The 19,458-nt window shown below is 72.6% G+C and carries 16 protein-coding genes; 8 read left to right on the top strand and 8 right to left on the bottom strand.

Annotation, left to right across the window (positions count from 1 at the left end):
- Positions 1-68: 68 nt before the first annotated feature.
- Entirely contained in the window at positions 69-992 is a 924-nt protein-coding gene (metF, locus tag ACWC94_RS13265; protein WP_450796629.1) for a methylenetetrahydrofolate reductase [NAD(P)H], read from the top strand.
- A gap of 56 nt (positions 993-1,048) precedes the next feature.
- Complete coding sequence (locus ACWC94_RS13260) at positions 1,049-1,981, top strand: SCO2102 family sporulation regulator (protein WP_450796628.1); 933 nt, start codon at positions 1,049-1,051, stop codon at positions 1,979-1,981.
- Between the two features lie 26 nt (positions 1,982-2,007).
- On the opposite strand, the gene ACWC94_RS13255 is transcribed toward ACWC94_RS13260, so the two are convergent.
- From ACWC94_RS13255 to ACWC94_RS13240, 4 genes are all read right to left on the bottom strand, one after another.
- Positions 2,008-3,525 (bottom strand): phytoene desaturase family protein, encoded by a 1,518-nt coding sequence (locus ACWC94_RS13255; RefSeq protein WP_450796627.1) that lies wholly within the window; start codon positions 3,523-3,525, stop codon positions 2,008-2,010.
- Positions 3,526-3,879: 354 nt separating this feature from the next.
- Positions 3,880-4,509 carry a TetR/AcrR family transcriptional regulator gene (locus tag ACWC94_RS13250; RefSeq protein ID WP_450796626.1) on the bottom strand — a complete coding sequence of 210 codons (630 nt, stop codon included), beginning with the start codon at positions 4,507-4,509 and terminating at the stop codon, positions 3,880-3,882.
- Positions 4,510-4,556: 47 nt separating this feature from the next.
- Entirely contained in the window at positions 4,557-6,641 is a 2,085-nt protein-coding gene (locus ACWC94_RS13245) for a YhgE/Pip family protein (RefSeq protein ID WP_450796625.1), read from the bottom strand.
- Positions 6,628-7,398 (bottom strand): ATP-binding cassette domain-containing protein, encoded by a 771-nt coding sequence (locus ACWC94_RS13240; protein ID WP_450796624.1) that lies wholly within the window; start codon positions 7,396-7,398, stop codon positions 6,628-6,630. Before ACWC94_RS13240 ends, ACWC94_RS13245 begins: the two co-directional genes overlap by 14 nt.
- A gap of 143 nt (positions 7,399-7,541) precedes the next feature.
- Between ACWC94_RS13240 and ACWC94_RS13235 the strand changes: the two genes are divergently transcribed.
- The 3 genes from ACWC94_RS13235 (at position 7,542) to ACWC94_RS13225 (ending at position 9,691) form a co-directional block, all read left to right on the top strand.
- Positions 7,542-8,114 carry an SAV_6107 family HEPN domain-containing protein gene (locus tag ACWC94_RS13235; RefSeq protein WP_450796623.1) on the top strand — a complete coding sequence of 191 codons (573 nt, stop codon included), beginning with the start codon at positions 7,542-7,544 and terminating at the stop codon, positions 8,112-8,114.
- Between the two features lie 90 nt (positions 8,115-8,204).
- A complete protein-coding gene (locus ACWC94_RS13230) occupies positions 8,205-9,032 on the top strand; it encodes a methyltransferase (RefSeq protein WP_450796622.1) in 828 nt (275 codons plus the stop codon).
- Between the two features lie 275 nt (positions 9,033-9,307).
- Positions 9,308-9,691 (top strand): DUF3040 domain-containing protein, encoded by a 384-nt coding sequence (locus ACWC94_RS13225; protein WP_450796621.1) that lies wholly within the window; start codon positions 9,308-9,310, stop codon positions 9,689-9,691.
- A gap of 91 nt (positions 9,692-9,782) precedes the next feature.
- On the opposite strand, the gene ACWC94_RS13220 is transcribed toward ACWC94_RS13225, so the two are convergent.
- The 4 genes from ACWC94_RS13220 to ACWC94_RS13205 form a co-directional block, all read right to left on the bottom strand.
- Positions 9,783-12,167, bottom strand: a complete 2,385-nt coding sequence (locus ACWC94_RS13220; RefSeq protein ID WP_450796620.1) for a transglutaminase TgpA family protein — start codon at positions 12,165-12,167, stop codon at positions 9,783-9,785.
- Positions 12,164-13,525 (bottom strand): DUF58 domain-containing protein, encoded by a 1,362-nt coding sequence (locus tag ACWC94_RS13215; protein WP_450796619.1) that lies wholly within the window; start codon positions 13,523-13,525, stop codon positions 12,164-12,166. The genes ACWC94_RS13220 and ACWC94_RS13215 overlap by 4 nt, the downstream gene beginning before the upstream one ends.
- Complete coding sequence (locus tag ACWC94_RS13210; RefSeq protein ID WP_450796618.1) at positions 13,525-14,568, bottom strand: AAA family ATPase; 1,044 nt, start codon at positions 14,566-14,568, stop codon at positions 13,525-13,527. Before ACWC94_RS13210 ends, ACWC94_RS13215 begins: the two co-directional genes overlap by 1 nt.
- Positions 14,569-14,816: 248 nt before the next feature.
- Positions 14,817-15,428: a beta-class carbonic anhydrase gene (locus ACWC94_RS13205; protein ID WP_450796617.1), complete on the bottom strand. Its 612-nt coding sequence runs from the start codon at positions 15,426-15,428 to the stop codon at positions 14,817-14,819.
- A 355-nt stretch (positions 15,429-15,783) separates the two neighbouring features.
- Between ACWC94_RS13205 and rsmH the strand changes: the two genes are divergently transcribed.
- The 3 genes from rsmH to ACWC94_RS13190 are packed head-to-tail and all read left to right on the top strand — an operon-like array spanning position 15,784 to position 19,322.
- On the top strand, positions 15,784-16,740 hold the full coding sequence (gene rsmH / locus ACWC94_RS13200; RefSeq protein WP_450796616.1) for a 16S rRNA (cytosine(1402)-N(4))-methyltransferase RsmH: 957 nt from the start codon (positions 15,784-15,786) through the stop codon (positions 16,738-16,740).
- Between the two features lie 42 nt (positions 16,741-16,782).
- A complete protein-coding gene (locus tag ACWC94_RS13195; protein ID WP_450796615.1) occupies positions 16,783-17,352 on the top strand; it encodes a septum formation initiator family protein in 570 nt (189 codons plus the stop codon).
- Between the two features lie 5 nt (positions 17,353-17,357).
- Entirely contained in the window at positions 17,358-19,322 is a 1,965-nt protein-coding gene (locus ACWC94_RS13190) for a peptidoglycan D,D-transpeptidase FtsI family protein (protein ID WP_450796614.1), read from the top strand.
- The last annotated feature ends 136 nt before the right edge of the window (positions 19,323-19,458 follow it).

The following is a 19,458-nucleotide window of genomic DNA, read 5'->3' as shown; positions in this document are numbered from 1 at the left end:
GAACGACAATTCGGGCAAATTTCCGGCATTCGGTTGGGGGACCGCCCACCCCTGGCTAACCTGCCCGTATGGCCCTCGGAACCGCATCCACCAGGACTGATCGCGCACGCACCGTGCGCGACATCCTCGCCACCGGCAAGACGACGTACTCGTTCGAGTTCTCGGCACCGAAGACCCCCAAGGGCGAGCGGAACCTGTGGAGCGCGCTCCGGCGGGTCGAGGCGGTCGCGCCCGACTTCGTCTCCGTGACCTACGGCGCCGGCGGTTCCACCCGCGCCGGCACGGTCAAGGAGACCCAGCAGATCGTCGCCGACACCACGCTCACCCCCGTCGCCCACCTCACCGCGGTCGACCACTCCATCGCCGAGCTGCGCAACATCATCGGCCAGTACGCGGACGCGGGGATCCGCAACATGCTCGCCGTGCGCGGCGACCCGCCCGGCGACCCGATGGGCCAGTGGGTCCCGCACCCGCGGGGCCTGACCTATGCCGCCGAGCTCGTCCGGCTCATCAAGGAGTCGGGCGACTTCTGCGTGGGCGTCGCCGCGTTCCCCGAGATGCACCCTCGCTCCATGGACTGGGACACCGACGTCGCCCACTTCGTGGACAAGTGCCGTGCGGGCGCCGACTACGCCATCACACAGATGTTCTTCCAGCCGGAGTCGTATCTGAGGCTGCGCGACCGTGTGGAGGCCGCGGGCTGTGACACCCCGGTGATCCCGGAAGTTCTGCCGGTCACCAGCGTGAAGATGCTGGAACGGTTGCCCAAGCTCAGCAACGCCGTCTTCCCGGACGCCCTGAAAGAGCGGATCCTCACAGCGAAGGACGATCCGGCGGCGGTACGCTCCATCGGTATCGACTTCGCCACGGAGTTCTGCGCTCGGCTGCTCGCCGAGGGAGTGCCCGGACTGCACTTCATCACGCTCAACAACTCCACGGCGACGCTGGAAATCTACGAGAACCTGGGCCTGCACCACCCCCCGCAGGCCTAGACCCGCCGCACCGCGGTACGACACACTGCGTAGCGGTCACTGGGAGAGGGGCGTACATGGGCTGGACGGTCCTCTACATCGCGTTCGGCATCGTCGCACTGTGGTTGCTGGGCGAGGTGCTGCTGCAGTACAAGGCGCGTCTGCGCTGGCGGCTGCTCGCGTTCGCCGGCTTCCTCGGTGTCGTGGTCGGTGTGCTGATGCCGTCCGTGATCGTGATCGGCGTCGGCGCGATCGCCTTCGCGATCGGGCAGACCTATGTCACGCTCTCGTTCCGCCGCGGCTTCGCCGCGGGCTGGGCGGTCAAGCGCCCCGACGCGGAGACCGGCGGCACCAGCAAGCGCCGCCGCGGCAAGGCGGACCGGCACGCCCCGGAGTCCGAGGCCCCCGACCTGGAGACCGGCGGTCCGGACGACGACCGGGACCTTGGCCAGGCCGTCCACCCGCAGGGCCACGGCGACTACGACGACTACGACCGCGACGACGTCTTCACCCCGGCGGCCCGTCCCGGGGACCCCTCCGCCGCCGAGACCACCGCCGTCTACGAGCCGCAGCCCCTGCCCGAGGACACCGGCTCCTACGGCGTCTACGGCGACACCGCCTACGCGGGCGCCACCCAGGCCCAGGGCACCGAGCAGGGCTACGCCTACGACTACTCGGGCTACGGCCAGCAGGGCTACGGCTACGACCCCGGTGGCCAGCAGGCCTACGCCAACTACTCCGACCCGTACATCGGAAGCCAGCCCTACGGCGGCGGCGCGTACGACACCGGCTACTCCGGGCAGTACGGCCAGCAGGGCTACACCCAGGACCCGTACGCCGGCGGCGGCTACGGCGAGACCCCGGCGGGCGGGGTGTGGGTACCGCAGCAGCGCACCGACGAGACCTACGGCGGCGAACTCCCGCAGGAGCAGCCCTACCCGTACCAGGGCCAGGGACACCCGCAGCAGCCGCAGCCCGGTGCCGGATACGACGAGCAGTACCGTTTCTGAAGCCCGAGCGCCCCGGGCGGGCCCGCTCACTGGGAGCCGCGGAACTCCGGCCCCTCCACGATCAGCCCCGCCACCAGCGCGCCGGACATGCCCGCGTGCGGCAGGCCACCACCGGGGTGCGACCAGCCGCCGACGGCGAAGAGGCCGGCCAGCCCGGTGCTGTTGCCCGGGTGCAGCAGACGTCCGGCGCCGGCCGCGAGCGCCGGGGCCGGAATCGCGCCGCCCGCCGCGCCCGTGGCCTCCTCGACGGCCGCGGGGGTGCGCACCTCCTTCCAGAGGATGCGGTCCCGCAGTCCGGGTACGGCCCGCCCGGCCGCCTCGATCATGGCCTCGGCGTGGTGGTCGAAGACCGCCCGCCCGGTCCGGCCCTCCTCCCGGGGCAGGGCGGGGACCACCGAGGACAGGACGACCGACTCATGGGCGGCGTCCGGTACCAGCGCCTCGTCGTCGGGCCGCAGCACCGTGACGGTCGGGCGTGCCGCCATCCCGCCCGAGCCGCCGAACAGCAGCTCCCGCTCGGTCTGCGGGTCTTCCGCATGCACCACGGTCCGGTGGGCCGCACCGGGCGGCCGCTCGCCGCGCAGCGCCAGCAGCACCGTGAGCCGGCTCGGCATCCCGCGCTGTGGCGCGACCTCGCGGTCACCGCGCCGGGCCGTGCCCGTGACGAACCGGCCGAGGACGTCCGGGGCGACACCGGCGACCACGAAGTCCGCCTCGGCCACTGTCCTGTCCCTCAACTCCACGCCCGCCGCACGGCCGTCCTTCTCCAGGATCCGTACGACCTCCGCGCCGAAGACGAACTCGACCCGCCGCTGCACGCACCGCTCGTACACCGCGCGCGCCAACTCCCGGATGCCGCCGCGCACATACCAGGTGCCGAAGGCGTGCTCCATGTAGGGCAGCACGGCCGCGCTCGCCGGGGCGGTCCGCGGATCGAGGCCGTAGGCGAGTGCGGAACTCTCCAGCAGAGCCGCCAGGCGCTCGTCACGCAGTTCGAGGGAGCCGATCTCGGACAGCGTGCGCGCGGACCGGGTGCGCAGCAGGCGCCGGTGCGGGACGGCCGGATACGGCTCCTTCTCGGCCAGCACCTGCCAGTTGGGCCACAGCGGCTCCTCCAGCAGGGGCCGGCGCGTGCGGTCCCAGGCCTCCCGGGCCCGCCCCAGGAACGCGCCCCAGCGCTCGCCCGCCCCCGCACCCAGGGCCTCGTCCAGGGCCGCGACCACGCCCGCGCGCGAGGCGTTCGGCAGCGACACCTCGGTGCCGTCCGCGAAGACATGCCGGGCGGAGGGGTCGACCTGGACCAGCTCGACCCGGTCCTCCAGCGGCTCCTTGCCGGTCTTGACGAACAGATCGCGGTACACGGCCGGCAGTGTCAGCAGTCCCGGGCCGGTGTCGAAGGCGAACCCGTCCCGCTCGAACCGGCGCACCGCGCCGCCGTACGTCTCCGTCCGTTCGTACACCGCCACCCGGTGGCCCGCGACGGCCAGCCGGGCAGCGGCCGCCATCGCGCCCATCCCGGCGCCGATCACCGCAATCCGTGCCATGCCTGCGACTTTAGCGACCGCCACTGACAATCCGGCCCGCGGGCGTGGGGTCGCGTACGGGCACCTGAGTATCCGTACTCAGGTCGCGAGATGAGTACGCGCGCGGATGGGCGGCGGCCGGTGTGAACGGGAGAGTGGGGGCACGGCAAAGGGGCGCGGCCCGGCACCGCCGACACGGGGCGGCGGAACGGTGCCCTGCCACCTGGCCGCTCCTTCCGCCGATCCGTCGGCGGAAGCGAGTCGGGGGACCCGGGGACGACCACCCGGGGGACCACTGGGGGAAGACCGTACGGGGGAGTACGGGGAGTGCGAAGGCGCCGGTCCGGCAAGCGGACCGGCGCCTTACGCGTATGCTCAGCCCTTGCCGCTCACGCGCCCCTGGAGCAGCCGGGACAGGGCCGCGTGGACGTCGTCGAGCGAGCGCTCCGGCTGGAACGACTTCCAGTCCAGCGCGGCCACCAGGACCATGCCGACCAGCGCGGCCGCCGTCAGCTGGACGTCGATCTCGTCGCTGAACTCGCCCGCCGCCACGCCCTCGCGCAGCACCCCCTCGACGACCGCGACGGCCTCCTGACGGACCACCATCAGCGTGGACTGCCAGGCCCGGTTGGTGCGCCACAGCTCGGCCACGTACAGCTGGGTGAAGGCCGGGTAGCGGTCGATGAAGACGAGGCCCGCGCGGACCATCGCGTCCAGCGCGTCCACCCTGCTGCCGCCCGAGCGCGCGGTCTCCTCCGCCGCCTCCTTCAGCGAGGCGGTGAGCAGGCCCACGCCGTGCCGCAGCAGCTCCTCGAAGAGGACCGACTTGCTCGCGAAGTTGTAGTAGACCGTCCCTTTCGCGACCCCGGCCCGCTCTGCGATCTCGTCCACCGTGGTGGCGGAGAAGCCCTGCTCGGCGATGAGCGTGACGGCCGCCTCGTAGAGCTTCTGCCGGGTGGCCTCGCGGCGCGTGCTGCCGCCGGACCTGGCGCTGCTGCTTTCCATGGCCCTGATTCTCACAGGTACGCGCGCGTGCGGTGACCGCTTGCCGATCACAGGCTCAGCTCCGGGTGGAGCCGGTCCAGCGTCCACACCTGGCGCCTCCGGGCCGCGAGGGCGGTCAGCGCGAGCGCGCCCGCGGTGAACGCGGCGAGCACGGCGCACGCCTGCCACACCGGGCCGAGCCCGCCGCCCGTGATCAGCCGGCGCAGCGCCGCCACGATGTAGCTCATGGGCAGGAACGGGTGGATCGCGTTGAAGAAGCGCGGGCTGGTCTGCACCGGGTACGTGCCGCCCGCCGAGGTCAGCTGGAGCATCAGCAGCGCGAGCACCAGGATCCGGCCGGCCGCGCCGAAGCGGGCGTTCAGCCACTGCACGATCGCCGAGAAGCACGCCGTGACCAGGCACAGGAAGCCGATCGTGCCGGCCGCGCGCAGCATCTGCAGACCGATCGCCCAGTGCAGTACGGCCATCAGGGCCACCACCTGGAGCACGCCCACCGCGACCACCGGCAGCCAGCCCGCGAGCGCGATCCGCCAGGCCGGCGAACCGGCTGCCAGGGCACGCCGGTTGAGCGGCGGGATCAGCATGTAGGCGACCATCGCGCCCACCCACAGCGACAGCGGGATGAAGTACGGGGCGAAGCCGGTGCCGTAGTTCGGTGCCTTGTGCAGGTCGTGGGAGGCCAGCTGGACCGGGTCGGCCATCACGCCCGTGCGCCGGTCGCGGTCCTTCTTGTCGTAGTCCGGGATCTTCCCGGCGCCGTCGTGCAGTCCGCCGGCGAGCTTGTCCGAGCCGTCGGACAGCTTGTACAGGCCGCCGTTGAGGGTCTGGGCACCCGAGGAGGCCGTGCCGATGCCCTGGTCCAGCGTGGTCGCGCCGGTCTGGGCGGTACCGAGGCCGGTGTGCAGCTTCTTGGCGCCGGCGGCGACCTTCTGTGCACCGTTGTTCAGCTCGTTGATCTTCGCGACGGCGTCGTCGACGTCCTCGTACAGGTGCGGTGCGCGCTCCTCGAGTGCCGTCGCCTGCTTCTGCAGGGTGCCGAGGTTGTCCCGCATCGTCTTGAGGTCGCCGTCCTGGTCGGCGACGAGCGTGTTGAGGTCGTCGGCGACGGTGGCCACCCCGGCGGCTGCCGTCTTGGCCCGCTTCAGGTCCGGGCAGATCGGGTCGGGGAGGGTCGCGTTCTCGCAGTGCGTCTTGTAGATCTCCTCCAGGAGGTCGGCCTGCGCGTGGGCGAGCCGCGCGGCGCCCGGGGCGTGCTTGACCAGGACGTCGAGATTGCCCTTGACGGTCTTGGCCGAGTCGGAGACCAGCCGCGCGGTGTCCCCGATGGTCTTCTCGTTGTCCTTCAGGAACGGGCCGGCCTTGGCGTAGACGCCGTTGACCTTGTCGGCGAGCGCCTTCGTGCCGTCGGCGACCTGCCGGGAACCGTTCTGGAGGTCGCCGGCGCCCGTGTTCAGCTTCGTCAGGCCCGTGGCCAGCTTGCCGCTGCCGGCCTTGGCGTCCTTCAGCCCGTCGGCGAGGTCCCTGGAGCCCTTCTCCGCCTTCCCGATGCCGGTGTTCAGCTTGTCGGCGCCCTCGGCGGCCGTGACGGTCTTGTCGTGGATGTCGGAGAAGGAGACGAAGATCTTGTCCAGGAAGGTGCGCGAGGTCTTGGTGGAGGCGGCCGAGCGGACCTCGTGGAAGACGCTGCGTGAGATCTGGCCGACGATGTAGTTGTTCGCGTCGTTGGTGCGCACCTGGAGGGCGCCGGTCTGGGGGGAGTCGCCGGAACTGGAGGCGATCCGCCGGCTGAGGTCGGCCGGCAGGGTCAGCGACAGGTAGTACGTGCCGTCCTCGACGCCCCTGCGGGCCTCCTCGTCGCTCACCTGGTGCCACGCGAAGGTCCGGCTGTCGCGCAGCCCGTCGACGATGTCGTCACCGGCGGTGATCTTCTTCCCGCCCGCCGTGGCGCCCTTGTCGTCGTTCACCAGGGCCACCGGGATGCGGTCCAGACGGCCGTACGGGTCCCAGAAGGACCACAGGTACAGGGCGCCGTAGAGCAGGGGCAGCACGAGCAGTGCGACGAGGGCGGCACGCGGCAGCCTCCCGCGCCCGAAGCGCCTCAGTTCGAGGGCGGCCAGCCTAGGCGAGCGCATCGACGTCCTCCTTCGGGTCGCTCTTCTCGCCGGTCTCGTCGGCGTTCCCCTGGGCGTTCTCCTCGGTGGAGGCGATCACGCAGTCTCCGGGAGCGGCGCGGCAGACGACGGCCACCGTCGTCCCCGCGCGCGTGAGGGACCGCAGAACGTCCCACAACTCGGCGCGCTCGGTGTCCGAGAGCTTCATGTCGATGTCGTCGACGCCGAGGAGCCCGGGCCGGCCGAGCAGGGCCAGGGCGATGGACAGGCGCAGTTCCTGCGGCCGTTCCAGGTCCCGGACGGCCGTCCGGGAGCCCTTGGGCAGGGTGTCGAGGTCGAGTCCGGCGGCGGCCAGGGCGGCGTCGACGCGCAGCCGTGCCTCGTGCGCACGCTGGGCGCGGGGGTGCAGCAGGTCGCGCAACGAGTCGCCGAAGCGGCTCTGCAGCAGGGCCCGTTCGCGCAGGTGCTCGCCGACGGTCAGGGCCGGCTCCAGATCCGTCACCCCGGCCACGTTGGCCACCGCGCTGACGCGGCGCAGCCCGGCCATGTGCCGGGGGAGTTTGAATCCGCCGACGGTGGCCACTCCCTCCGTGGGCTTCATCCGTCCTGTGAGCGCGAGCAGCAGAGAGGTGCGGCCGGAGCCGGACGGTCCCTCGATCGCGATGAGTGAGCCGGGTTCCGCGTCGAGGGTGACGCCTCGGAAGGCCCACCCCCGTGGCCCCTTGAGCCCGAGGCCCTCGGCCCTGACGTCCACGCCGTCCACAAGCCCCCCTGCCATTTTTGAACTGACTGGTCAGTGCAAAAATACGCCCGAACCTACGATCGAGGCAAAGGCGCAGGTCAGAACGGATTGTCAGTGCCATACCTCACGATGGGCACATACGGCATGCGTGCCGTCACCCAGACGACAGGAGGTTCGTCATGGCCAACCCGTCCGCAGCCGCCGCCCGCCGGCGCCGCGCCACCGGCCCTGCCCCCTCACTGACCGGCCCGGCGAGCGACGTGCACCCCGTGCTCCGCCGGGCCACGGCCCCGCCCGCCGCCCTCGACCTGCTCGCCCAGGCCCGCGCCGGACTGGAGGAGGCCACCGCCCTGGAAGCACCGAACGAGCGGTATGCGACGGCCCACCTCGCCGCCCTGCGCACCGCCGCCGCCATGCTCGCCGCCCGGGGCCGCCCCGAGACCTCCCCGCGCCGCCGCGCCCGGATCCGCAGCGCCTGGGAAGTGCTCCCCGAGATAGCCCCCGAACTGACCGAGTGGAGCGCGCTGTTCGCCTCCGGCGCCGCCCGTCGCGCCCGTGCCGAGGCCGGCATCCAGGGAGCGGCGAGCCGGCGGGACGCCGACGACCTGATCCGGGACGTGGGGATGTTCCTGCGCATCGTCGAGCGGATGCTCGTCCTCCAGCCGGTTCTGCCACAGCCCCGCCGGCAGACCGAGGAAGCCGGGGAAGCGGCCGGCCCGAGAGCGCGCGGCGACCTCCCGGACGCGGGCTGACCACCGGCCGGGAGGTGGCCGGGCGGGGCACCGGAGGCAATAGGGTGGAGTCACCCGAAGCCTTCCATCCCTGCCGAGGAGTCAACTGCCGTGTCGGACCCGATGCGCCCGCCCGTCTCCCACCACCACCCCCAGGGGACGTCGCTGCGCTCCGGCACCCCTCGATCCCGCGCCTCCCTGCGTACCGCCGTGGTCTGGGAGGTCCTCCAGGACGCCCTCGACCGCCGGGTCAAGGCAACGGGACGGGAGTCGCTGGACGTCCTGGACACCGGCGGCGGCAGCGGCAACTTCGCCGTACCCGTCGCCCGGCTCGGCCACCGCGTGACCGTGGTCGACCCCAGCCCGAACGCGCTGTTCGCGCTGGAGCGCCGGGCCGCCGAGGCCGGCGTCGCCGACCGGGTCCGGGGCGTCCAGGGCGATGCGCACGGGCTGTTCGACGTGGTCGAACGCGGTGGTTACGACGCCGTGCTGTGCCATGGCGTCCTGGAGTACGTCGACGACCCGGCCGAGGGCGTGCGCAACGCGGTCGCCGCGCTGCGCCCCGAGGGCGTCCTCAGCCTGCTCGCCGCGGGCCTCGGCGGCGCCGTACTCGCCCGCGCCCTCGCCGGCCACTTCACGGAGGCCCGGCAGGCGCTGACGGACCCCGACGGCCGCTGGGGCACCGGTGACCCGATGCCCCGCCGGTTCACCGCCGAGCAGCTCACCGCGCTGGTCGAGGGCGCGGGCCTGGAGGTCGGCGCCGTGCACGGCGTGCGGGTCTTCGCCGACCTCGTCCCCGGCGTCCTCGTGGACACCGAGCCCGGTGCCCTCGACGCGCTCCTGAAGCTGGAGGCCGCCGCGGCCGAGCTGTCCGCGTTCCACTCCGTCGCCACCCAGCTGCACGTGCTCGGCGAGACACGGGGTGCCGCAGGGGCCTGAGCCCCTGCCGTGACCCGCCGCTGATCAGGGCCTCGGCAGCGGATGGAGTACGCCACAAGACGCCCGATCGTGGGGTTTGCGCCGTATGATCGAGGTACACCACCCGGCATGACGGGTCGGCCGCCGGGGAATGGAAGCCTCAGCGAGCCCGGACCGTCATGACGGTTCCGGTTGGCCAGTTGGCGTAGAGGGGCGGGTTTCACGGGGGCGATTCCCTGCCTATCCTGAAGGGACCCCCCGGGTCGCCCCGGCGACTGCACGATGAGGAGGACTCCGTGCCGCTCTCGGAGCACGAGCAGCGCATGCTCGAGCAGATGGAGCGAGCGCTGTACGCCGAAGATCCCAAGTTCGCGTCGGCGCTTGAGGGAAGCGGGCTGCGTACGTACACCCGGCGGCGGGTCTACCAGGCGGTCGCAGGCTTCCTCGTGGGTATCGCGCTCCTCATGGCCGGAATGGTCGCGCAGCTGATCTGGGTCAGCGTGGTGGGTTTCCTCGTCATGCTGGGCTGTGCCGTACTCGCCGTCACGGGCTGGCGCAAAACCCCGAAGCCGGGCGAGCAGCCCGCGGGCGCCGTCCGCCGCCAGCCGCGGCCGAAGCGCTCCATGATGGACCGGATCGAGGAGCGCTGGCAGCGCCGCCGGGACGAACAGGGCCGGTAGCCGTCCGGCCGCTCTTGAGGCCGCCGGCAGACACCGCCGACAGACGACGTTGAGGGGCGACCACCGATGGTGGTCGCCCCTCAACGTCGTCTCAGCCCTGCTGTCGCGAGGGCCGGCGCAGGCCGGGCCTGGCCACGGCCGCCCGCGCCCGGAGCGCCGACCAGCGGGCCGCCACCGCCCACAGCACCCGCGCCGACGACCGGGGCACGAACAGGGCCCGCAGCCGGGTGCCGGTGCCCACCGTGCCGCGCAGCCCCTCGATCACCCGGCGCACGTCCTCGACCGCGCCTGCCGCCGGGCGCGGCCGAGGCGCGTACAGCACCTGCTCCACCGCGTCCGCGACCCGCTGCACCGCGGCCCCGGCCGCCGGGTCCAGCTGCCCGAGCCGGACGATCCGGGCGGCCGCCCTGCGCGGGGTCAGCGACTCGTCCGGCGGGATGCCGTGATCCCAGGCGCTGTCCGTCAGCTCCTGCCAGGCGGCCAGGGTGTGCGCCGCCGCGCCCTGCTCGGTCCGGGCGTGCCCGCCCAGCCGCACCGACCGCACCCGCAGCCGCCACAGCAGCGGCGACAGCGGCACCGCCAGCACCACCAGCGCGGCCAGGCCGATCAGCAGATACCACCCCGGGCGCGGGCCCCCGCCGCCGCTGGTGGGGGCCGCCGCGGCGGACGCGGTGTCGCAGCCCTGCACCTTGACCAGCTGGGGCGTGCAGCTCTCGCTCGCCGAGGGCGCCGCCGAGGGGGCCGTGGACGAGTGGTGCGAGGGCAGGTCCTGGTCCGGCAGCGAGGTGCCGGGCGTGTCCGACTGGGTGTACGACGGCGTCGTACCGCGGGTCGGGGTCGGCTCGAAGCGGGTCCAGCCGACGCCCTCGAAGTACAGCTCGGGCCAGGCGTGCGCGTCCTTCTGGCTCACCGCGACCGTGCCGTCCGCCTGCGGGGTGCCCGGGGCGAAGCCCACCGCGACCCGGGCCGGGATGCCGAGGGTGCGGGCCATCGCCGCCATGGCGAAGGAGAAGTGGACGCAGAAGCCCTCCTTCTTCTTCAGGAAGTTCGCGATGGCGCCCGGGCCGCGGCCGACCTCCACCTGGGTGTCGTACTGGAAGCCGCCGTTGACGGCGAAGTAGTCCTGGAGCTTGACCGCTTCCTCGTAGTGGCTCCGCGCGCCCTCCGTGATGTCCTTGGCGGTCGTGGCGACCACCTTCGGCAGCGCGGACGGCACCTGGGTGTACTCGCGCTTGAGGGCCGCGGGCGGCTCCGGCGCGGAGGACAGCTGCTCCGCGGTCGGCCGCACGTCCAGGCTGGTCACCTGGTAGGCCGTCCCGCGCGTGGTCTGGCCGTGGTCACCGACGACGGTCATGCCGATCGGCTCGTAGCGCCAGCGTCCGCCGATCTTCACCCCGCTCGGTGGGTACGGCATCGGCAGCCAGTCCTGGGCGTACCAGTCCGCCGCCGTGACCGTGGTCGTCACCGTGCTGCGCTTGACGTCCGAGCCGAGGCCGATGGGGGTGGGGAACCGGTCCGGTACCCCGACGATGCGCCGCTGGGCCGGTTTCCAGGTGGTGCCGTCGAAGTCGTCCAGGGAGGCGATCCGCAGATACAGGTCCGAGGTGTCGTTGCTGCTGGTCCTCAGGGACAGCACCTGGCGGTCGTTGTCCGTGTTCAGGTTGTCGCGCAGTGCCACGAGCAGGTTGACCGCGCCGACCCCGGTTCCCCGGCCGCTGCCCACCCCCACGCCCGCGCCGGCGGCGTCCAGCAGGCCGCTCTGCATCGCGGGCAGGGCCAGCGGGACCACCAGGGCCGCACCCAGCGCGACCGCGCCGATCCGGCGTCCGGTGCGCACCGGTGCCACGGCGCCGCCCTCGGGGGAACCGGGGGAAGGGGGAGTGCCGCCGAAGACGCGGCCCCACTGGGCCAGCCGGTCCCGGCCCTCGGCGAGCAGCAGCATCAGATAGCCGGCCGCCGCCACCAGGAACCACAGCCAGTCGGCCCCGCCGTGGGACAGCCCGGCGGCCACCGAGTACAGCGCCAGCAGGGGCAGCCCGGCCGGGGCCGCGCTGCGGAAGGTGACCGCGAGCGTGTCCACCAGCAGACCGATCACCAGGGCACCACCGATCAGCATCAGCTTGATGCCATCGGTGAGCGGCGCGGGTATCGCGTACTCGCTGACGTCGTTGGAACCCTGCTGGAGCAGGTCGGCGAAGTGCCGGAAGGCGTCCGGGCCGGGGATCAGCCCGATGACCGCGTGCTGCCGTGCGAAGACCAGGGTCAGCAGCACCAGCGTCGCCAGCGCCTGCGCCGCCACGGTCAGCGGCCGGCCCAGCGGTACCCGGCGGGCCGCCGCACCCACCCCGGTCTGCACGGCCACCAGCGGCACCAGCTGCAGCAGCCAGGTCGGCGCGGCCACCAGGGGCAGCAGCGCGCAGGAGGCCATCAGCGTGGCCGCTGCCGCGCACAGCGCCAGTCGTGCCCGCCCGCTCATGCCCTCGCCTCCCCGCTCACGGAGGCCAGGCCGGAACGCTCCCGGTCCGCCTGCTGCCACAGTGCGTTCGGTGCGGCGCCGCGCGGCACGCTCAGTGCCGTCCAGCCCGCCTCGCGCAGCATGCGCAGCCGCTCGGCGTGCCGGTCGTCCGGCCGCGGTACCCCGGTCGCCTCCCGCACCCAGGTGTCCGGGTCCAGGACGAAGGCGACGGCACCTCCGCTGCGCCGGCTCATCTTGGCGACCGTCGCGGCCTGCTCCTCGTCCAGATCGCCCAGGAAGGCGACCAGCAGCCCCTCGTTGCCGCCGCGCAGCACGTCGTAGGCCCGCGACAGGCCCGTGCCGTCGGAGTGGTCGATCACCGCGAGGGTGTCCATCATCAGCCCGGCCGCCTCCGCGGTCTCCTGGCCGGTGCCCGCGAACCCGTCGGCCCCCTCGCCGGGCACCACGCTGCCGCTGTCGGTCAGCAGCCGTACGGAGAACCCGCGTTCGAGCATGTGGACCAGCACCGAGGCGGCACCGGAGACGGCCCACTCGAAGGCCGAGTCGGGGCCCGCGCCCTCGTAGGCGCCGCCCCGGGTGTCCAGCAGCACGGTGCAGCGGGCGCGCCGGGGCTGTTCCTCGCGGCGCACCATCAGCTCGCCGTAGCGCGCGGTGGACCGCCAGTGCACCCGGCGCAGATCGTCGCCGTAGCGGTAGCCGCGCGGGATCACGTCGTCCTCGCCGGCCAGGGCCAGCGAGCGCTGCCGACCGTCGCCGTACCCCTGGGCCTCTCCGCTGAAGCGGACCGGTGCGAGCGGATCCACGCGCGGGATGACCGTGAGGGTGTCGAACGTCGAGAAGGAGCGGGTCAGTTCGCACATCCCGAAGGGGTCCGTCAGCCGCAGCTGGAGCGGGCCCAGCGGATAGCGGCCGCGCAGGTCGGAGCGGACCCGGTAGGACACCTCGCGGCGGCCGCCCGGCTCCACCCGGTCCAGCACGAACCGGGGGCGCGGCCCCAGGACGTACGGCACCCGGTCCTGGAGCATCAGCAGGCCGGTGGGCATCCGGGAGACGTTGTCCATGCGCAGATGCACCCGGGCCTCGCTGCCCGCCGGTACGCGCGCGGGGGCGAGCCGGCGGGTGCCGGCCACCCGGTAGCGCGTGCGGTACACCACCGTCGCGCAGATCAGCGGCAGCGCGGCCAGCAGCAGGCCGACCCGCAGCAGATCGCTCTGGCCCAGGACGTACGCGCAGATCGCGGCCGCGATCCCGGCCGCCAGGAAGGAACGGCCACGGGTCGTCAGACCCGCCAGGGCCGTACGGACGCCGCCCGTCTCCCCGCGGTCGGCCTCCGCCTGCCCGGTCCCCCCGGAGCTCATCACAGACTCCGCGGGGGCTGCTGGGGATACGCCGGGACGGCCCGCCCGAGGCCGCCGAAGCCCGGTGCCTGCTGTCCCGGCGCCGCGGGCACCGCGGTGCGCCGGAGGATCTCCTGCACGACCTGCTCGGCCGTACGGCGGTTCAGCTGGGCCTGCGCGGTGGGCAGCAGGCGGTGCGCGAGGACGGCGACGGCGAGCGCCTGGACGTCGTCCGGCAGCGCGTACTCCCGGCCGTCGAGGGCCGCGGACGCCTTCGCCGCGCGCAGCAGATGCAGCGTCGCGCGCGGGGAGGCGCCGAGTCTGAGGTCGGGGTGGCTGCGGGTGGCGGCGACCAGCTCCACCGCGTACCGCCGGACCGGCTCGGAGACGTGCACGGCGCGCACCGCCTCGATCAGCTTCACGATCTCGTGGGCGTGCGCCACCGGCTGCAGGTCCTCCAGCGGGCTCACCCCGCCGTGGACGTCGAGCATCTGCAACTCGGCCTCCACGCTGGGATAACCGACCGAGACACGGGCCATGAAGCGGTCGCGCTGGGCCTCGGGCAGCGGGTAGGTGCCCTCCATCTCGACCGGGTTCTGCGTGGCCACCACCATGAACGGGCTGGGCAGTTCGTACGTCTGCCCGTCGATGGTGACCTGCCGCTCCTCCATGGACTCCAGCAGTGCCGACTGGGTCTTGGGCGAGGCGCGGTTGATCTCGTCGCCGATCACGATCTGCGCGAAGATGGCACCCGGCTTGAACTCGAAGTCCCGGCGCTGCTGGTCCCAGATGGACACACCGGTGATGTCCGAGGGCAGCAGGTCCGGCGTGAACTGGATGCGCCGCACCGAGCAGTCGATGGACCGCGCCAGCGTCTTGGCCAGCATCGTCTTGCCGACCCCGGGGACGTCCTCGATCAGCAGGTGGCCCTCGGCGAGCAGCACGGTCAGCGCGAGCCGTACGACCTCGGGCTTGCCCTCGATCACGCCCTCCACCGAACCGCGTACCCGCTCCACCGTGGCGGTCAGATCTGTGAGGCTCGCTCGATCGTCATAGGTCGTCACCCCGGCCCTCCTCGGCCCGTACTTTCCGGGCCGACGCTGCTTTGCGAAACCGGCCCACCCCGAAACACGGACACCACGCGGGAAAGGTTCCGCGTGACGCCACACCCCGCATTCTTGCCGCCGTTACCGATTCGTGTCACTCGCCTGTGGACAACCGCCCGCACGATGTCGGTCTTGTGCCTTTTCCGACCGCATTTTCCATGCCAGGGCGGCGGGATGTCCTCGGGGCGGCCGGCCGGTGGGCCCGGTCAGCCCGGGTCGACCTCGCGCAGCGCGCCGGTGCGCACGTCGAACACGAAACCGCGCACGTCGTCGGTGTGCAGCAGGAACGGCGAGGTGCGCACGCGCTGCATGGACTGGCGCACGTCCTGGTCCACGTCCCGGAACGCCTCCACCGCCCACGCCGGTCGCTGGCCGACCTCCATCTCCAGGTCGTGCCGGAAGTCCTCGGTGATGGCCTCCATGCCGCAGCCGGTGTGGTGGATGAGTACGACACTGCGGGTGCCGAGCGCGCGCTGGCTGATGGTCAGGGAGCGGATCACGTCGTCGGTGACGACGCCGCCCGCGTTGCGGATGGTGTGGCAGTCGCCGAGCTGCAGGCCGAGTGCCTTGTGGAGATCGAGTCGGGCGTCCATGCAGGCCACCACGGCGACCTGGAGGACGGGACGGGCGTCCATGCCCGGGTCGGCGAACTCGGCGGCGTACCGCTGGTTGGCCTCCACCAGGCGATCGGTCACGGTGCCGCCGTTCGTTATGGCGCCTTCGGATCCAGTGGGAACTGCTGCGGAAGTCGTCATACCCATGACGTTACTGGTCACGCGTGGTCCCGGCCCGCTGTGAGTCAGGACAAAGAACGTCATCGTGGCTTGTTGTGAGCCAACCCACAGGAGGGTCAAACCTGGTCCGGCCGGGTGAACCCCGCCGAATTGCGGCTCCCGCCGCGATGCGGTAGGCGACGCGCAGGCCGGTTGATTGACCGCGAGACACGGTGGACTAAAGTGACGCGAAGCGGGAGACGTGGCTCTCCCTGCTGGTGAAACCCCCGGAGACCCCGGCTCCCACCGGGCCGTCTCCCCACGTGCGCGGCGCGTACGTACGGCTCGGCCTCCTCCCGCTCCCGGTCCGGCTGACGCTCTTGGCGCCGGCAGGCCTCCCCTTCACGAGCTGGCGGGGACCCGGCGGTGCGTGCGGCCCGCCGGAAGATGAGAGGCCCCCTTGAGCCAGAGTCGACACGTCCCGGTGATGCTCCAGCGGTGCCTGGACCTGCTGGCGCCCGCCCTGGAGCGGCCGGGAGCGGTGGTCGTCGACTGCACCCTCGGTCTCGGCGGGCACAGCGAGGCGCTGCTGACCCGGTTCCCCGAGGCGCGGCTGATCGGCCTCGACCGGGACAAGGAGGCGCTGCGGCTGTCCGGCGAGCGGCTGGCGCCCTTCGGTGAGCGCGCCACCCTCGTGCACGCCGTCTACGACGAGCTGCCCGACGTACTGCGAAAACTCCGCATCGCGCGCGTGCAGGGCGTCCTGTTCGACCTCGGGGTCTCCTCCATGCAGCTGGACGAGGCCGACCGCGGCTTCGCCTACGCCCAGGACGCGCCGCTGGACATGCGGATGGACCAGACGACCGGCATCAGCGCGGCCGAGGTCCTCAACACCTATCCGGCGGGCGACCTCGTCCGCATCCTGCGCGCGTACGGCGAGGAGAAGCAGGCCAAGCGGATCGTGGCCGCGATCGTGCGCGAGCGGGAGAAGGAGCCGTTCAGCAACAGCGCCCGGCTGGTCGAGCTGATCCGGGACGCTCTCCCGCAGGCCGCCAAGCGCACCGGCGGCAACCCGGCCAAGCGCACCTTCCAGGCCCTGCGCATCGAGGTCAACGGGGAACTGTCCGTCCTGGAGCGGGCGATCCCGGCGGCGGTGAAGGCCCTCGACGTCGGCGGGCGGATCGCCGTGCTGTCATATCACTCGCTGGAGGACCGGCTGGTCAAGCAGGTGTTCGCGGCCGGCGCCGCGTCCACCGCGCCGCCGGGGCTGCCAGTCGTGCCCGAGCGCTACCAGCCGCGGCTCAAGCTGCTCACCCGGGGTGCCGAACTTCCCACCGAGGAAGAGGTCGCCGAGAACCGCCGGGCCGCACCGGCCAGGCTGCGCGGCGCCGAGCGCATCAGGGAGGACGCCGAGTGAGCGAGACGGGTCGGTTGGATTCCCGAACTGACCGGGGGAGCCGTGAGTAGGAAACCCGCACTGAGGGGGCGGGCCGCGCGGCTCGCCCGGCTCTTCCCGGCCGGTCGCGCCCGGGCCGCCCGCACCCCGTTCGTCCTTCTCGTCGTCCTGCTGCTCGGCGGTGGCCTCATCGGGCTGCTGGTGCTGAACTCCGCGCTCAGCGAAGGCTCGTTCCAGCTCGACGCCCTGCAGAAGCAGACGAGGAGCCTGACCGACGAGGAACAGGCCCTCCAGCGGGACATCGACGCCTACTCCGACCCCGCCGCCCTCCAGCGCCGGGCCCGCGAACTCGGCATGGTCCCCGGCGGCGACCCCGCCTTCCTCAATCCCGACGGCACCGTCAAGGGCGTACCGGGCGTCGCGAGCCCCGGGCCCGCCGTCCTCACCGCCCCGGTCGCCCCCGAGGTCCTGACCCCGGCCGCCGCCCTTTCCGCACCCCCGTCCGCACCCGCCTCCGCCCCACCGGCGCAGGGCCGGCCCCAGCCCGTTCCCGCACCCTCCGCCCCGGCAGCGGCCGCACCCCTGCCGCCCGCCACCCCCCAGTCCATCCCCACCCCGACCCCCGGCAGGTGACGGAAGTGTCCGACAGGGAAGCGCCTCGCCGCCGTGTGCCCGGGCCTGCCAAGCCGCCGCGTCCGAGGAGTGCCGTGCGGCGGCAGCCCGGGTCCGGGGCGCGTCCGGCCCGGCGGCCGAGCGGCGCACGGCCGCCGGCCCAGCGCCCCCTCCGGCTCGGCAGCGCGCGGCCCCGGCTGCGCATGGTCAGCCTCGCCCTGACCCTGGTCCTGCTCGCCTTCGTCGTACGGCTGCTCCAGGTGCAGGCCGTCGACGCCAGCGCGTACGCCGCGCGGGCCGAGCAGAACCGGTATGTCGTGCACACGCTGGCGGCCGACCGCGGCGGGATCACCGACCGCAACGGCGTGGCCCTCGCCATCAGCGAGGACGCGTACGACATCACGGCCGACCCCACGATGTTCAGCAGGAAGCAGCTGAAGATCGACGACGGGCCGGAGCAGGCCGCCGCGCTGCTCTCGCCGATCCTCGGGCAGAGTCAGACCGCCATCGTGAACAAGCTGCGGCCCGAGAACAGCGGCTCCCGGTACACCCGGCTCGCCACCCGGCAGACCCCGCAGGTCTGGAAGCAGATCAAGGACCTGAAGGCCGCGCTCGCCAAGAAGGCGGAGACGGACAACAACACCGCCAACGTGCTGGCCGGCGTCTTCGCCGATCCCAGCAGCCAGCGGGTGTACCCCAACGGCGACCTCGCCGCCGGGATACTGGGCTGGGTCAACTCCGACGGCCAGGGCGGCGGCGGCATCGAGCAGGAGATGAACAAGCAGCTGGCGGGCAAGGACGGCAAGATCCGCTATGCCCAGTCCGGCGGGCGCGAGGTGCCCACGGCCGGGTCCAACGAGACCCCCGCCGTGCCCGGCTCCGCCGTCGAGCTGACCATCGACCGCGACATCCAGTGGGCCGCGCAGAACGCCATCACCGAGCAGGTGAGGAAGTCCGGCGCGGACCGCGGGTACGTCGTCGTCCAGGACACCCGCACCGGCCAGATCCTGGCCATGGCCAACGCACCCGGCTTCGACCCGAACAACCTGTCGAAGGCGGACGCGGAGGCCATGGGCAACGCGGCCCTCCAGGACGCCTACGAACCCGGCTCCACCGCCAAGGTGATGTCCATGGCGGCCGTGCTGGAGGAGAACGCCGCGACCCCGCTCACCCATGTCGTCGTACCCAACCGGCTGCACCGCGGCGACCGGCTCTTCTCGGACGACGTCGACCACGACACCTGGTACCTCACCCTCAACGGCGTCCTCGCCAAGTCCAGCAACATCGGCACCATCCTGGCCACCGGCCAGCTCGGCAGGACACAGTCCGAGGCGAACAAGGTCCTCTACTCCTACCTGCGCAAGTTCGGCATCGGCAGCTACACCGGACTCGGCTTCCCCGGCGAGACCCCCGGCATCCTCTCGCCGTACCGGAAGTGGTCCACTTCGCAGCAGTACACGATTCCTTTCGGCCAGGGCTTCTCCCTCAACGCCCTGCAGGCCGCCTCGGTGTACTCGACCATTGCCAACGGCGGGGTCCGGATCCAGCCGACCCTGGTGCGCGGCACCAAGGGCCCCGACGGCCGCTTCACCCCGGCGCCCAAGCCCAGGGAGACCAGGGTCGTCAGCCGGAAGACCGCCACCTCCCTCGCCCAGATGCTGGAGTCCGTCGTGGACGACGAGCAGGGCACCGGCATCAAGGCCCGCATCCCCGGCTACCGGGTCGCGGGCAAGACCGGCACGGCCAACCGTGTGGATCCGGCCACCGGCAGGTACCACGGATACACCTCGTCGTTCGCCGGCTTCGCGCCCGCGGACAACCCCCGCATCACCGTCTACTGCGCCATCCAGAACGCCACCTCCGGCAGCTACTACGGCGGCCAGATCTGCGGTCCCATCTACAAGCAGGTGATGGAGTTCGCACTGAAGACCCTTCAGGTGCCGCCGACCGGGGCGCAGCCCGCCAACCTGCCCGTCGACTACAAGCCCTGATCAGCACCTCGGAAACACCAGGAACCAGCCCGTGACAACGATCACCCCACAACCCGGGAACCAGGGCGCCCCGCGCCCCTCACTTCGCTCCGGAGCGGGTGCGCCGGGTACGCTCACCGCCGTGCCACACGCTGAT

The sequence above is a fragment of the Streptomyces sp. NPDC001135 genome (assembly GCF_053598395.1).
Note: the sequence above shows the minus strand (reverse complement) of the source record. Positions and strands in the feature narration are given on the sequence as shown.

Bases quoted from the DNA above. Each gene is read 5' to 3' on its own strand.
- ACWC94_RS13245 (WP_450796625.1), bottom strand. From the start codon at position 6,641: ATGCGCTCGCCTAGGCTGGCCGCCCTCGAACTGAGGCGCTTCGGGCGC.
- ACWC94_RS13215 (WP_450796619.1), bottom strand. From the start codon at position 13,525: ATGAGCTCCGGGGGGACCGGGCAGGCGGAGGCCGACCGCGGGGAGACG.
- metF (WP_450796629.1), top strand. From the start codon at position 69: ATGGCCCTCGGAACCGCATCCACCAGGACTGATCGCGCACGCACCGTG.
- ACWC94_RS13220 (WP_450796620.1), bottom strand. From the start codon at position 12,167: ATGAGCGGGCGGGCACGACTGGCGCTGTGCGCGGCAGCGGCCACGCTG.
- ACWC94_RS13240 (WP_450796624.1), bottom strand. From the start codon at position 7,398: ATGGCAGGGGGGCTTGTGGACGGCGTGGACGTCAGGGCCGAGGGCCTC.
- ACWC94_RS13250 (WP_450796626.1), bottom strand. From the start codon at position 4,509: ATGGAAAGCAGCAGCGCCAGGTCCGGCGGCAGCACGCGCCGCGAGGCC.
- ACWC94_RS13255 (WP_450796627.1), bottom strand. From the start codon at position 3,525: ATGGCACGGATTGCGGTGATCGGCGCCGGGATGGGCGCGATGGCGGCC.
- ACWC94_RS13205 (WP_450796617.1), bottom strand. From the start codon at position 15,428: ATGACGTTCTTTGTCCTGACTCACAGCGGGCCGGGACCACGCGTGACC.
- ACWC94_RS13260 (WP_450796628.1), top strand. From the start codon at position 1,049: ATGGGCTGGACGGTCCTCTACATCGCGTTCGGCATCGTCGCACTGTGG.
- ACWC94_RS13235 (WP_450796623.1), top strand. From the start codon at position 7,542: ATGGCCAACCCGTCCGCAGCCGCCGCCCGCCGGCGCCGCGCCACCGGC.